The 13,657-nt window shown below is 45.1% G+C and carries 12 protein-coding genes; 5 read left to right on the forward strand and 7 right to left on the reverse strand.

All coding sequences use genetic code 11. The annotated features are described in order from the left end of the window. Window positions 1-31 precede the first annotated feature (31 nt). The gene (gene yjjX / locus R3D00_26380; GenBank protein ID MEZ4776731.1) at window positions 32-592 is read left to right on the forward strand and encodes an inosine/xanthosine triphosphatase; all 561 of its coding nucleotides are present in this window, start codon (window positions 32-34) and stop codon (window positions 590-592) included. Here yjjX and R3D00_26385 read toward each other — a convergent pair. The 3 genes from R3D00_26385 to R3D00_26395 all read right to left on the reverse strand — a co-directional run bounded on the left by R3D00_26385 (window position 537) and on the right by R3D00_26395 (window position 4,885). After that, on the reverse strand, window positions 537-1,793 hold the full coding sequence (locus tag R3D00_26385) for an O-antigen ligase family protein (GenBank protein ID MEZ4776732.1): 1,257 nt from the start codon (window positions 1,791-1,793) through the stop codon (window positions 537-539). The genes yjjX and R3D00_26385 overlap by 56 nt on opposite strands. Before the next feature lie 26 nt (window positions 1,794-1,819). Further along, complete coding sequence (locus tag R3D00_26390; protein MEZ4776733.1) at window positions 1,820-2,722, reverse strand: glycosyltransferase; 903 nt, start codon at window positions 2,720-2,722, stop codon at window positions 1,820-1,822. Window positions 2,723-2,797: 75 nt separating this feature from the next. Beyond that, window positions 2,798-4,885: an OmpA family protein gene (locus tag R3D00_26395; GenBank protein MEZ4776734.1), complete on the reverse strand. Its 2,088-nt coding sequence runs from the start codon at window positions 4,883-4,885 to the stop codon at window positions 2,798-2,800. A 446-nt stretch (window positions 4,886-5,331) separates the two neighbouring features. On the opposite strand from R3D00_26395, the gene R3D00_26400 reads away from it, so the two are divergent. Further along, window positions 5,332-5,952, forward strand: coding sequence for a nucleotidyl transferase AbiEii/AbiGii toxin family protein (locus R3D00_26400; GenBank protein ID MEZ4776735.1), 621 nt, complete (start codon window positions 5,332-5,334; stop codon window positions 5,950-5,952). Between the two features lie 5 nt (window positions 5,953-5,957). Here R3D00_26400 and R3D00_26405 read toward each other — a convergent pair whose 3' ends face one another. From R3D00_26405 to R3D00_26415, 3 genes are all read right to left on the reverse strand, one after another. After that, entirely contained in the window at window positions 5,958-6,608 is a 651-nt protein-coding gene (locus tag R3D00_26405) for a hypothetical protein (GenBank protein ID MEZ4776736.1), read from the reverse strand. Between the two features lie 180 nt (window positions 6,609-6,788). Beyond that, complete coding sequence (locus R3D00_26410) at window positions 6,789-7,433, reverse strand: hypothetical protein (GenBank protein ID MEZ4776737.1); 645 nt, start codon at window positions 7,431-7,433, stop codon at window positions 6,789-6,791. 15 nt (window positions 7,434-7,448) lie between these two features. Continuing rightward, on the reverse strand, window positions 7,449-8,342 hold the full coding sequence (locus tag R3D00_26415) for a rhomboid family intramembrane serine protease (protein MEZ4776738.1): 894 nt from the start codon (window positions 8,340-8,342) through the stop codon (window positions 7,449-7,451). Between the two features lie 274 nt (window positions 8,343-8,616). Between R3D00_26415 and R3D00_26420 the strand changes: the two genes are divergently transcribed. The 3 genes from R3D00_26420 to R3D00_26430 all read left to right on the forward strand — a co-directional run bounded on the left by R3D00_26420 (window position 8,617) and on the right by R3D00_26430 (window position 11,182). Continuing rightward, window positions 8,617-8,946 (forward strand): hypothetical protein, encoded by a 330-nt coding sequence (locus R3D00_26420; protein MEZ4776739.1) that lies wholly within the window; start codon window positions 8,617-8,619, stop codon window positions 8,944-8,946. 172 nt (window positions 8,947-9,118) lie between these two features. Further along, window positions 9,119-9,982 carry a hypothetical protein gene (locus R3D00_26425; protein ID MEZ4776740.1) on the forward strand — a complete coding sequence of 288 codons (864 nt, stop codon included), beginning with the start codon at window positions 9,119-9,121 and terminating at the stop codon, window positions 9,980-9,982. A gap of 138 nt (window positions 9,983-10,120) precedes the next feature. Then, on the forward strand, window positions 10,121-11,182 hold the full coding sequence (locus R3D00_26430) for a hypothetical protein (GenBank protein MEZ4776741.1): 1,062 nt from the start codon (window positions 10,121-10,123) through the stop codon (window positions 11,180-11,182). Window positions 11,183-11,190: 8 nt separating this feature from the next. On the opposite strand, the gene R3D00_26435 is transcribed toward R3D00_26430, so the two are convergent. After that, window positions 11,191-13,590 carry a heavy metal translocating P-type ATPase metal-binding domain-containing protein gene (locus tag R3D00_26435; GenBank protein ID MEZ4776742.1) on the reverse strand — a complete coding sequence of 800 codons (2,400 nt, stop codon included), beginning with the start codon at window positions 13,588-13,590 and terminating at the stop codon, window positions 11,191-11,193. Between the last annotated feature and the right edge of the window lie 67 nt (window positions 13,591-13,657).

Consider the following 13,657-nt stretch of genomic DNA (forward strand, 5'->3'; position numbering starts at 1 on the left):
ATAGGGAAAATTCAACTTTTATCTTCCCGCCATGAAAATCATCATCGCCTCCCGCAATCCGGTAAAGATCGAGGCTGTTAGCCAGGCTTTCTTACAGGTTTTTGTGGAAAAATCACTGACTTTCTCTGGTATAAACGTATTATCCGGGGTAAATGATCAACCCATGTCTGATGAAGAGACGCTGCGCGGTGCAGAGAATCGGGTGGAAGCTGCAAAAGATGCGGTACCCGAAGCTGATTTCTGGGTAGGGGTGGAAGGCGGAATTGAGGAAATAGGCCATCAAATGACCGCTTTTGCCTGGGTGGTGGTGCGAGGAAAAGCGGGAACAGGGAAAGGGAAAACTGCCACATTTTTTTTACCCGATGCCGTGGCAGATTATATCCGGGAGGGAATAGAGTTGGGCGAAGCCGATGATAAAGTATTTGGCACAAACAACTCCAAACAAAAAAACGGCGCTGTAGGGCTACTTACCCGAGATCTGATCACCCGCACGAGTCTGTATCTTCCGGCAGTAATTATGGCGTTGATTCCATTTATCAACCCACAACTTTACCACGAAGGAAAGGCGCCTGAAACGCCAGCAAAGCATTAAAGCAGGCATAAAAATTTACGCCGAGCTGGCGGCTCAACATAGATTCTGTCAGACAGGACGCCGCAAAGAGTATAACAAAACCCAGGTAAAGGTAATTTTTTCGCTGAATGGCAAGCCCTGCGGAAAAAACAAAACAGATCACCAAATATATCATTCCCACCAACCCGAGGGCAACGGCTGTTTCGAGGTATTGATTGTGTGCGTTGAGCCGGGATTGATAGCCGTAGGAAAATCCGCCATCCCGGTAAGATTCGGCGAGTTCATCCAGAGCATCGCCGGTTCCGACACCCAGCCAGGGGTTGTCCTCAATCAAGCCGAAGGCTTTATCCCAGATAAAAACCCTGACAGCTTTTCCGCTATGTTCAATTTTGCCGGTATATGATTCACCGGAAGAAAAAAGGTCCTTAAACCGCGCCTGGTTGCCGGGACTGGCATATATTACGCCAAATGTAATTGCAGCAACCGCAAATGTAAGTCCAAGACCCGACAAAAGTTTTCCTCTTTGATAAAATATGTAAAGGAGCAGGATAAGTCCAATCGCAAGCAGAATGAAAATCTGCATACGCGCGGAAAGCATCACCACAAGGCAAAACAGCCCTACCATTTGCAAACTGATTCGGACAGCATACTCAGGCTCTCCGTGTTTACGACGGTCAAACCATAACCAGCCCAAAGCCAGAATTGCGAGATTAAGAAAAAGTGAAAAATAGGTTGGGTGAAGAAAAATATATCCGGAAAACTGGAAATAAGTAAAAAAGTATGGGTCTGGGATAGCCCGGCCTGTGGTATAGTTTTCATACAATGCAGAGCCAACGCAAACCAAACCCGCAATGATACTGGCAGAAATGAATGCCCGAAGAACGAGGGCGAATTCCTGGCGGGTTAGTTTTTTTACCGTGATGGTTACCAAAGGAAAAAACAACAGCGGTAGCTTCACAATCAGGGACTTCCATGCTGGCTCTGGGTTGACCGTGTACAACAGGCCAAATAAATGAATTGCATAAAACCCTGTAAACAACCAAAGGAAGGGCACCTTGCGGATAACCTGCCACTTGCGCAAAAAATCACCCTCCACAATCCAGTTTACTACCAATACTATTAAAGATATAGATAATAAAGCCCGGGATAAAGGTAAGCCCACAACCGCAAGAATGAGGCCCGAAAGAAATATATAATGATGTAGCTGTGCTTTATTTCGCATATCTAATCTAAACGAACAAACAGGTGCTATGGTACCCCCTGCCAGCCAGTAAATCTTCTTAGTAACTTACCTGGCATAAATACAACAGATATCAGCAGAAATAAATGGCGCAATAAGGAACTGGGCTCAAACAAATATTTGCGGTAATAGTGCAGATGTATATAGTAGGTGTACAAATGAAAACGCGTGGTTTGGGTATTGAAGATTTCATCCCTGAGCCGGAAATTCATTTCAATTACCGGAAAGGCCATCGAAACCGCCATATTGGACTTGTGAAGTCGCACGTAAGTCAGCGATTCGTTGAGATTATGCATCGTAAATCCTTTGCGAATCATTCGGGCAAAGAGGTCATAATCCACAGATATCGCCAGCGATTCATTATAGCCGATTTCCTTCAGCTTGTCTTTAAGAATCATAACAGAACCATGCAGTACGCCATTTTCACCTCTTAAGTAACGCCGGGCAATACGGTCAGAGCCAATCGGAAAATTGGAGTGATTGATGAGTTTGCCCGTTCCGTTTTCAAAATAGGTGACATTACTACCCACAAGATCCGCTTCCGGATGTTTCTCCAGATACTCAAATTGCTTTTCAATTCTTGTATGATCCACATAATCATCAGCGTCAATGCGCATGATATATTTACATGAAGCCTGAGCCAATCCGGTATTCAGGGCATGGGCAATACCCGTATTGGTGGGGATGCTGATAACCTTCAGGTAGTCAATATGGCTATAGGACTCCAACATTTCGATTGAATTGTCGGTCGAACCATCATCTACGATGATAAGTTCCTGCGGACGGACAGTAGATTGATGGATACTGTCTATGAGGTCCGGAAGGTAACGTCCATTGTTGTAATTAGCGCACAAAACGGAAACATTTACCACAGGCGGAGCAAGGAAATCGCTTTCCAACAGGTAATCCATGAGTAGGGGTAAATAAGAAACTCCTTCAACAGGAAGTTCAGATTTCGAACGAAAATTAAGCAAAAAAATTGAAATCTATCTGCTAAGTATCCGAAATTCTACTCTGCGGTTGAGTGAGCGCGTGGCGGGGTTCTCGTTACTGGCTATGGGCAATGTGCTGCCATACCCGTGGCTGATGGTTCTTTCGGCGGATATCCCCCGGTTGGTAAGGTATTGTTTTACAACCGCAGCTCTCGCCTCCGACAAGGTTTGAAGTTCGGCTTCCGTACCGAGGTTATCTGTATGTCCGCGAATTTCAATCGTAAGTGAGGGAATCGACCGCATCAGTAAAACCAATCGCTCCAGCTCCGGATAGGAGTCTGCAATCAGTTCGGCACGGGCACGTTGAAAAAACACCTGATTGAGGGTAATGGTTTCCCCGACTTCTATCGGGGCGAGGTACAAATCTCTGCGGATTTCACGAAACTGACTGATCCTTCGCAGGTCAAGGGTATCGGTCACGGCATAAAATCCTACCTTCTCTGCGTACAATTGGTAAGCTCTGCCATACGGCAGAAAAATATTGTAAAACCCGGACGTCGGGTGAGATTGCGTGCGATTTAACAATGAATCCGGAGAAAGATCACTGCAGGTGATTTCGCTGCCCAGGGGTTCGCCGGTTTTGCTGTGCAGCACCCGCCCATATACCCTTACGATCGGCTGTAAAGTAAGGTCTTCGGGTACCCGTACGCGATAGATATCAAACTGCTTCATCGAATCCTGGGTAGCCATCCATGCAAACCGGTCTCCGCCTATGGGCATATACCAGGCATCCCATTCCGGGGTATTGATCACCGGTCCGAGGTTTTCGGGTTCACTCCACTTTGTCCAGGTATTGCTCAACCGGCGACTGCGATAGACATCGCCTTTCCCGTAACCTGGGTGCCCGGTCGAAGTAAAGTACAGCGTTTCGTCATCTGGCATCAAAAATGGCGTCATTTCCACGCCCGGGGTATTAATGGTCGGCCCCAGATTTTTGGGCGTTGTCCATTGGTTATTTTCCCGAAAACTCACATAGATATCAAGATCTCCATACCCTGTTGTGCCACTCATGCCGATCATCAGGGTTTTTCCATCTGCTGACAATTGGCAAGTTGCCGGGCTAAAGGTATTGGTGTAACCCGGTATGTCCAGTTCAACCGGAATATCCCAGTTTCCTTCCCGGTTTTTATAAGTCTGTGAGACCCCGTACCCATTGGCGGTTCCATCCGGGAAATAAGAGGCCGACAATAGCAACGACTGGTTTCCGGGCAAAACTGTGGAGACTTCGTTTCTTTCCTGATTGTTTACAGGCGGAGGTAATTGTTCGGGCTCACCCCACATGGTATCTCCCTGCATGGCAGAAACCCATATATCGCCCTGATCAAAAGGGTTTTCGAGCGGTGACCGGGTAAAATAAAGCACCCGGCCATTGACCGCCAGCCGGGGTGCCGTTTCATGGCTCAATGGCGAATTTACGGTGGAGTCCAGAAGGGTTTTTACAGCCTGGGTAAAAGTTCCTGTCGCGAGGTTAATATCGACCGGAGGATGGAATATGCGAAACCAGGACATCGAAATTTGAGAAAGGTCATTGACGAGAAACCCATGATATTTGCCAAACAGTTTGGAGAAAGGCATCTCATATACCTGTTTTCCATTAATCGAAAACCGAAAGGTCCAGCCAATTTTTGCTATGGAAAGGATATTTTCGGTTCCCGGCCCACCGATTTTTTTATAGCGGGTCCAGGGGCATAGCAGGGTTCTTTCTCCGGGCAATTGCTGGATGACGGCAAAATAGCCTTCAGGGCGAATCAGAAAGGCATAATAGCGATCCATACGATCATTGGCACCCCACAACAGACCATATCCTTCGGGAGAGACACCGGTATGCAGGGTCATGGCAGATTCTATACGGAAATCGCGGGAGGCGTTGAGCAATACTTCATGAACACAAAGTAAGTCGCCGGATTCCTGATGATTGATATGGAGGTTTCCATCGCGCAGACCGGCCTGGAAAGATGAAGATTTATTCAACTCCCATCGGTTAGCATTGACTGTAAACTCATCTTGAAACAGCAGATAATCCTGGCCTATCAATGAGGAAAAACCAAAGAGAAAAAGCAGCAACGCCGAAAACTTAAACATAGGCAAGGGCTTAGGATACCAAAGTAAATATACGATTTTTACTTCAAGGAAGTATCTGGGTCATAGTCAGGAATATCAGTGATTCCCAAATAATAGCGAGAATCAAAACAAAAAATCTACTATTGCCAAGAAAAATCTATGATCATTTCGTAAATTCATAGTGAATTTAAGTCAAGTAAAATACCATCGTCCATGAAAGATATTTCGGATACTTTCTCTCCTAACCTTTTTTGGGATATTGAAGAAACTACCCTAAATAAAGAAAAGCATGCCCGTTTCATTATCGAACGTGTACTTGCCCGAGGGAGACTTAGTGACTGGTTTGCATTAATCCGATTGTATGGACTGAAGCGAATCCAGGCTGAGACTTTGGAAATACGCTACTTAGACAATGTCACTCTGAGTTTTTGCAGCAACCTATTCAATGTTCCTAAATCAGAATTTCGATGCTACAATCAGCCACAGTCCATCCAGCAACTCTGGCCTTACTAAAAGAAGTAATGCAACGGAAAGATTTCCAGCAGTTTAATTTGGTCGGAGGAACTGGATTAGCACTACAAATAGGACATCGAAACTCAATAGATCTGGATCTATTTACAGCATATGATTATGACAGTACGGATATTTTACAGGCTTTACAGACAATGGGGAACCTGGATATACTGATTAATAAACCACCTTTCCTGCAAGTTCGCCTTAACGATGTGAAAATGGATTTTTTAAAATTTCCTTATCCATTTGTACAGGATTATATAGAAATAGAGGGGATTCGACTTGCCACTTTAGAAAATATTGCCATCATGAAACTTATGGCAATTGCCCGACGTGGTGTCAAAAAAGATTTCATTGATTTGTATTTTATTTTAGAACATTATTCGTTGGCGGAATTGGTGAAAATTTTTAAATCCAAACTACCTGGCATCGATATGTTCCATATTCTCAAAAGCCTCACCTATTTTGACGATGCGGACCCGGATGCCGATCCAAAAATGTTTAACAAAGTTACATGGCCGAGAATTAAACAGACTATATCAGAAAAAACCAACGATTTTCTGCGAGGCTATTGAATTAACTACGGAAACTCCTTCACGACAAAATTATCCACTTCGATTTTCATTGTGCCGTGAAATAAGATTCCCGCTTTTTTCCCGCGCAACTCGTCCACCTGGCTCATATACACAAGCTTATCGTTGATATAAAATTCCATGCGGTCCTTGTTTTTCTGAACTTTGAGCGTGTTGGGTTTTCCCTGCCCGTTGATATTGTCGCTCTCTGTCCAGCGTTTGATCTCCGAATAGTCTTCCCGCAACTTTTTCAGGATGGTGTATTGGCCATTGGAACTGATCAGAAAGGCAAACCAATCCTGGCGATCGTCTCTCGCACCCCAGCATATTCCATATCCCATATTTTTCATTCCCGAAGATTGGGTGATGGTGGTTTCAAAGGAAAAATTGTTGGCAGGATCGAGATCCACCAGTTGGGCAAGCAGTGCCGGGGAATATGCTGTTTTTCCCTTTAACTGAAAAAAACCGTCCGAAATTTCGGAGGTGAGTTGTTTCGTATCTACGATTTCCCAGTTGCGGGTATTATCGTCAAATGATTCTTCAAAGACAATTTTCTCTCCTGTATGACGCTGGGCACGCAGTGAACCAGCAGACTGCTGACCAAAAACGGCCCCCGTTGTAAACCATATAATCAAGAGGAACACGCGCTGTCGTACCATAGTATTGGGTTTAGATTGGGTCTGCGGACAAGATAACAATAAGCGATTTTGGCGGGAAAATATGAACATTCTCCCGTTTATTCTTACATAGGTAAAGACAAAAAAATATTCATAATTGCATGGTAAGAGACGAAAAATCTTTAAAAAGAATCAAAAATACTCACACAAAAATTCTCAATCTTACCTCTGTTTTTCTCCCGCCAAACGACTCACGAGCGATTTCATGAGGATCCAGGCTGCCAGAATCTTAAACTCCCCGGGGTAATCCGAGATTTTTCCTGACTCCGAAATATCAACGGTATTTTTCCCTGGCTGTACCTGAAGAAACGTCAGCAAATTAATATCAAATGGCTCTCCTGAAGGTAACAGCAGGTGATGGTACCGGCGAAACATATTTGCACTGTACCGCTCCTGCTTTGACGAAATCTGTTGCCATTCACTCACATACACCGTGTCTTTTCTTGTAAACAACCGCCAACCCGAAAAGCCATCTGCATCATTTTTCACCTGCTCTATTTCTATATATACCTGCCCCAACCTCGCATTTCCCCACAAACCATTTTTGTTCTCAATCTGGATCTTACCTCCGGGTTCTGTAAACACCTCCCATATCCCCGGCGAATCCGTAGCAGGACTCATATTTTTCATAAAAACTGATCCCTGGCCGCTCTCCGTGAAAATCTTCACAAACTTCAATTGTATTTTCCCATCAGGAGACAGCTTTACCTTTGCTTTACTCTCCACAAATATTTCCTGACAGAAAATATTTGTCATCAGGAAGGAAAGCAACATAAAGATAAGCGAGCGGCTATATATATACAACATAGCTTTGCAGAAAGGTTAATTGTCCCGGATCTCAGAAAGTTCTTTTAATCGTTGTTTTTCGCTGGAGGAAAGTCCCTTCATGCCCACACGATTTAGTTTATCCAGCAATACATTCAGTTCTTCCTCTGTACTGGCATAATCAGACTTGCGTTTGCCGGAAACCATCACATCAGATTTTTTGCCCCTTGTCATTTTGGGTCGAAAATAGCTGAGGCTGCTTTTCAGGTATCCGGGGATAAACAGGATCTCAGGTCTTTTTATGAGAATGATCATAAAGATTACGGTAGGAATCAGAATTCCCATAATCAGCCAGGGCTGTTCCGCCAGAGACTGCGGTTTGTACAATATCCCGGCAAGCATACCCGTCACAGCACCCCCGAGATGGGCTTCATGCCCAATATTGCCAAGTCTCGCACCGGTACCATAAATCGAAATCAATACAAAAGCCAGTGCAAAAATCCAGGCAGGAATAGGTATGGGCGGATAAATGAAAGATATATCCATTCCCGGGAAAATCACAATTGCCGCAAACATCACCCCACTCACGGCACCGGAAGCCCCCAACGCACGGTAATCGCCGTGATTGCGGTGCACATACAAAGCCAGCAGGTTTCCACCGAGCAGACTCCCAAAATATACAACCAGATAAGGGACAATGCCTAAACCCACATAAGGCGTACCCAATGTCGAACTGAAAATATACAGTGTGTACATATTAAACAGCAGGTGCATCCAGCCACCATGCAGGAAACCCGAAGATATCATCCGGATATATTCTTTGCCGATCAGGATCCGGTCAATATCAAATATATATTGCTCTTTAAAGCCGATTTTGGAAAACCCCTGGTAAGAAACAAAGACATTTGCCAATATCAGTGCTACCGAGATATGTTCAGCTGTTAATTGCATAAAGGCATTTTTTCAGAATTACACACACTTTCGCCACACCCCAATATACACAATCTGTGATTCCCATACACCTATTGCCCTCATAAAAAAGCAGTTAAAGGTAATGCCGGCAGCTTTTTATTCCACCAGAAAAAAAATATTGTAGTATAAATTAAACATATGTTACAAGATACCTCCGACTGTAAGAAAACGTGGTTTGTCGTACTTGTCCTCAGGAGTTAAATCATCAAATTAGCCTTTAGAAAGGTTGAATCAGGTAATAAAAAATACAGATATGAAAGTTACAGTAACCAAAAGGCACATCAATGCAGCGCGTCTGAGCAATGGACAACGCACCCCTGTAGAACTGGCAGTGATGGAAATGGATTGTTTTGAAGAAATCAGCCTTCATCCACAAGGCGCAAACGGCTATGGGTTGTCAGTGGATGGTATGAATGTCAAACTTCCTAAAATTGTACAAAAGGGTATCCGGAAATATATAGATAAACTGGAAATGGATCCTATGAGTTTTGAAATGCCATTGGACAATGGATTGATTATGACGAAAGAAGATATGCTGTTTGAGCCATTCGAAGATAGTTTCGATTATGGCTATGGGTTTTAGTGAGTGAATGTGGTTAGCATAAACCGGGATCAACTCCGGTAATCAAAAGCCATCCTGAATTTCGGGATGGCTTTTTTTTTATGGTGATTAAACCTTCAGAAAATCCGGCGGTCTAAGTACCAACTTCGAATTCGTAAGCAACCTGTTCACAAAAACATTATTCTAAAAAATTATGAAAACAATAAAATTCCTTATGCCCGCATTTAGCCGTTTGTCTTTTTTCGTGTTTGCCGCACTCCTGATCAGCCTTACTGCCTGTCAGAAGGAAGAAGTGGCAAATGAAATTTCTGAAGAAGAGTCAGCCCTCGCCGTCATGGAAGCGGAAGCCGAAGATTCTTATGAAATGGTAGATGAATATTCGATGGAGGCTGTTGAAATTACCGACTTCACCTCTATGGGAAGAGTGTTTGCTGAAAAAACCATCCCTGCCTGCGCTACAGTTACGCACGACTCCACGACCAAAACCATTACGATCGACTTTGGTACAGGGTGTACCGGCCCTGATGGCAAAACACGTTACGGGAAAATCATCGTAACCTATACCAAAAGGCTTTACATTCCCGGTGCAAAACTAAAAATCGAGCTGGAGAATTATGCAGTTGACAGCTTACAGATAGAAGGAACAAAAACGATTGAAAATGTCTCCGCTTCCTTCGTCTCCAACATCAGCCTCACCACCACGCTGAAAGACGGAAAAATCACCTGGCCTGACAATACCACCGCTACCCGTGAGTTTACCCGCACCCGCACATGGGTACGTGAACCCAACCCCATCAATGACGAGTTTCACGTTGAAGGCATGATTCATGGTACACGTACCACCGGGGAAAGCTATAGCGCCAATATTGTATCTCCTCTGATATTTAAACGCAAATGCCGCATTCAGGGAATCAATATTCCGGTGCAGGGGATAAAGCTTATCAAACGCACAGGAAAACCAGATCTTACGGTGGACTTTGGCGACGGAACCTGCGACCATCTTGTCACCCTCACAAAAAATGGAAACAGCAAAGTGGTAGATCTTTCAGGGAAATAAAATCATCGTCCTGATACCATCAAAAATCCGGCTTCTGAAAAGGCCGGATTTTTTTTATACCTTTGCCGTCGGGCATTTGCCTGTATGATTATGACCGAGCACGAACGCAACTTAACCACCTTCCAAAACCTATGCATAATGGCTTATGCAGACGGGCTGATTCATGAAAATGAAATCGCCGTACTTGCTGAGCTTGCAGGGAATCTGGGGCTGGATTCGGATATCGCAGAAGAAATCATTCAAAATGCCCCGAGTCTTGATTTTCGGGTACCGGAAAAAGCAGAAGACTGCCGGCATGAACTTCACCGGGTTGTGCTGATGATGGTTACCGACGGACAGATTCATGAAAGGGAATATGCCCTATGTCAAAAGCTTGCAGGAGCTATGCAGATTGAGCTGGATTACCTTGACAAGGTAATCGAGTTTTATCTTGCCAAACAGCAGGAGCATATACAACATCTGGCCATTTTCCAGAACCTGTTTCTTGTGGCTATGGCAGATGGTGCCCTTACCCTGGTTGAAGAAGAATTCCTCCATGATGTCGCCGACAACCTCGGCCTGGGACCTGAAGATGTCGAATACCTGATAGAAAATCATCAGAATCTGGATTTTATTATACCGGAAGATGAACAGGAAAAACTCTTTACGCTGAAGAATCTGGTATATATGATGCTCGTTGATGGGGAAATTGAGCAGCGCGAGTACGAATTATGCCTCGATTTTGCCAGAAGAGTAGGAATGGGACAAAAAGAAATCGAAGAAATCCTCACTGAATATGAGCAGATGCAGATCGATCGTTCAGAAAACCAGCATGACATTGACAACCGAAATGTCGATATCTGCCTGGATATATTTCTGAATCTCGATAAAGTCCCACATTCTGTGGAGGAAATCCTCGCTTTTGCTGAAACCCTTTTTCAGACACAGGAACTGAAATCAATGGGTTCAGACAACAAATACACACGATATTTGCTTGATTTTTTCTGGCTGATTTACGTCAGAGCCAGTACCCTTCACCGGGAACATAAAAACCGACTTCCCCTGTTACTGGATATTGCCAGATCGCAAGACAACTTTCGCACGTTGCGGGATCATGTGATCAGCCTGGAGCAGGAGTATGGGGCCACAGAAATCCCACTTCCTGAAATGCCTGACGAAATGGTACGTCAGGAACTGAGAGCCTACTTTGAGCGGATATAAGTCATCCGTTATTCATACCGTCTGCCAGCCAGATAAGTAGTAACCAGCCCAAAAATAATCACGGTAACCGAGCTTACCGGCATAAGAATCGCTGCGACAACCGGCGACAAAACCCCTTGTACGGCAAAGCTCAAACCCACGATATTGTAGGCAATAGAGATGCCTATGCCCCATTTCACCAACCGAAGACTGGTGCGCGTATAAGCCAGAATCCGCGGTATGCGGTTAAAGTTTTCAGCATCCAGTATAGCATCGCATGCGGGAGAAAAATGATTGATATTTTCAGATACGGCGATGCCTGCATCAGCCTGGCGCAGAGCGCCTGCGTCGTTGAGCCCGTCACCAATCATCATTACCCGGGCGCCCTGCTGTTGCAGGAGCTGAATAAACTGAAGTTTTTCTTCCGGCGACTGCCGGAAGGCGAGGGTGGTATCTTTACCCAGCAAATCCCGGAGGCCGGAGGCCTCCGCATCATTATCACCGGTTATGAGTGATATTGGCATGGGGCGGAGATCGCCGACCAGTTCCTGCAACCCTTCGCGGTAACGATGCCCCAACCGGATATTTCCGACGATCTCACCTCCAATCGAAATATACGTACCGGGAAAACCGCCTGTGAACTTTTCTCCAGAGACATAATCATACCGTCCTACCCGGATATTCACCCCTGAGACCGTTCCGGATACGCCTTCGCCTGTGATTTCCTCCCAGTTGGTTACGATCTGGTGATCATTTCCCTCAAGCGAACCATACAGCGCCTGGCTTACCGGGTGCACACTATGCCTTACCAAAGCGCGCACCAGCGACTGCTGAAGCAAAGTCAATGTGCCATTTTCCCAATGCACCTCCATCTCTCCGGTACGGGTTATCGTACCGGTTTTGTCAAACACTATATGAGAAATACCAGCCATCGACTCAATGACCCGGCTGTTTTTCAGATAACATTTCCACTGCCCAAGTATCCGCAGCGTATTGCCAAAGGTAATCGGCCCGGCCATTGCCAGAGCACAGGGACAAGCGACAATCAATACCGCAGTAAACACTTCCGCGGCTCTCGACGCATCAAAGATCAGCCAGTAAATGGCTGCAAAAACGGCGATCATCAAAATACCCACCGTAAATCTTTTGCCAAACCTGTCGGTCAGATTGTCCAACTGGGTCTTTTGTTCTCCCTGAAATGCCTCCTGGTTCCACAGCTGGGTAAGGTAGCTCTGTGATACATTTTTCAATAAGACGATCTCGGAAGATACACCGGTTTGCCGGCCTCCGGCATAGATTAAATCTCCGGCTTTGGCCGTTACAGGCATGGACTCTCCCGTCACAAAACTATAGTCAATCTGCGTCTCCGCCGCTAGCAGGCGGGCGTCAGCCGGAATCAGTTCCTGGTTTCTGACAACTAATTTGTCCCCTGCCTGCAACTCAGACAACATGACCTTATGTTCTTGTCCATCTGTAATTTTTGTAGCAGCTACCGGGAAATAGGCCTTGTAATCCCGATCAAAAGAAAGCGAATCGTACGTTTTCTGCTGAAACCATCTTCCGCTCAGGAGAAAAAATACCAGGCCGGCGAGTGAATCGAGATAACCCGCAGCATCCAGAAAAAATATCTCGTAGGAACTCCGTACAAACAGTGCAATAATGCCCAGGGCGATCGGGACATCGATATTCAGATTTTTTTGCCGTAACCCCAGAAAAGCAGATCGGAAGAAGACCGAACTACTGTAAAAAAATACAGGCAATGCCAGTACCCATTGTAAATAGCCAAACAGGCGCCCCCATGAGGTTTCTATTTCCCAGTTGAGCCCCAGATATTCGGGAAAACTCAGCAGCATAATATTGCCAAAAGCAAATCCCGCAATACCCAGTTTATAAAAAAAAGATTTATTGTTTCCCGCTGTATTTTTCTTGTCTAAATCGCCCAGGTTGATTTCTGGTTCATAACCTACGGATGCCAGCAATTCGACCATTTGGCGCAAAGTAACCCGATCTTTCAGGTAGGTCAGGTAGATTTCTTTACGGAGGAAATTGACCCGGGAACTGACGACTCCGGGATGAAGTTTATGAAGATTTTCCAACAGCCAGATACAGGAGGCGCAATGCACTTCAGGCAGAAAAAAAGTAACTTTTACCTTTTGATCGTCGGCAAAATCCCATATCCGCGGCCCGACATCCGGTAAATCCAGCCAGGCATACCGATCCTGCGCTTTTCCGGGTTTTAATGTAATACCGGGATGTTTCTCAAGATCATAATAGACGCAGAGGTCATGCTGATTGAGAATTTCATACACCGTCTTACAACCTTCACAGCAGAAGGATTTTTGGTCAAATACAATAGGCTCAGTCGGGCAGGTATCGCCACAATGAAAACAAGCCAGATCTTTTTGAGTATCGGTGACGGGTGTTAGCATAGAACAAAAGTAAAACGGGCTTTCGGAGTGGAAAATACGCTTCGGCAGCAGGCAGAGTGACAAAAGT

The sequence above is a fragment of the Bacteroidia bacterium genome, assembly GCA_041391665.1.
Lineage (GTDB): Bacteria > Bacteroidota > Bacteroidia > J057 > J057 > JAGQVA01.

Excerpts from the sequence above, each read along its gene's own strand:
- R3D00_26415 (MEZ4776738.1), bottom strand. The coding sequence starts at position 8,342 with ATGCAATTAACAGCTGAACATATCTCGGTAGCACTGATATTGGCAAAT.
- R3D00_26400 (MEZ4776735.1), top strand. The coding sequence starts at position 5,332 with ATGCTACAATCAGCCACAGTCCATCCAGCAACTCTGGCCTTACTAAAA.
- R3D00_26420 (MEZ4776739.1), top strand. The coding sequence starts at position 8,617 with ATGAAAGTTACAGTAACCAAAAGGCACATCAATGCAGCGCGTCTGAGC.
- R3D00_26405 (MEZ4776736.1), bottom strand. The coding sequence starts at position 6,608 with ATGGTACGACAGCGCGTGTTCCTCTTGATTATATGGTTTACAACGGGG.
- R3D00_26435 (MEZ4776742.1), bottom strand. The coding sequence starts at position 13,590 with ATGCTAACACCCGTCACCGATACTCAAAAAGATCTGGCTTGTTTTCAT.
- R3D00_26395 (MEZ4776734.1), bottom strand. The coding sequence starts at position 4,885 with ATGTTTAAGTTTTCGGCGTTGCTGCTTTTTCTCTTTGGTTTTTCCTCA.
- R3D00_26390 (MEZ4776733.1), bottom strand. The coding sequence starts at position 2,722 with ATGGATTACCTGTTGGAAAGCGATTTCCTTGCTCCGCCTGTGGTAAAT.
- R3D00_26385 (MEZ4776732.1), bottom strand. The coding sequence starts at position 1,793 with ATGCGAAATAAAGCACAGCTACATCATTATATATTTCTTTCGGGCCTC.
- R3D00_26430 (MEZ4776741.1), top strand. The coding sequence starts at position 10,121 with ATGGCTTATGCAGACGGGCTGATTCATGAAAATGAAATCGCCGTACTT.
- yjjX (MEZ4776731.1), top strand. The coding sequence starts at position 32 with ATGAAAATCATCATCGCCTCCCGCAATCCGGTAAAGATCGAGGCTGTT.
- R3D00_26425 (MEZ4776740.1), top strand. The coding sequence starts at position 9,119 with ATGAAAACAATAAAATTCCTTATGCCCGCATTTAGCCGTTTGTCTTTT.
- R3D00_26410 (MEZ4776737.1), bottom strand. The coding sequence starts at position 7,433 with ATGTTGTATATATATAGCCGCTCGCTTATCTTTATGTTGCTTTCCTTC.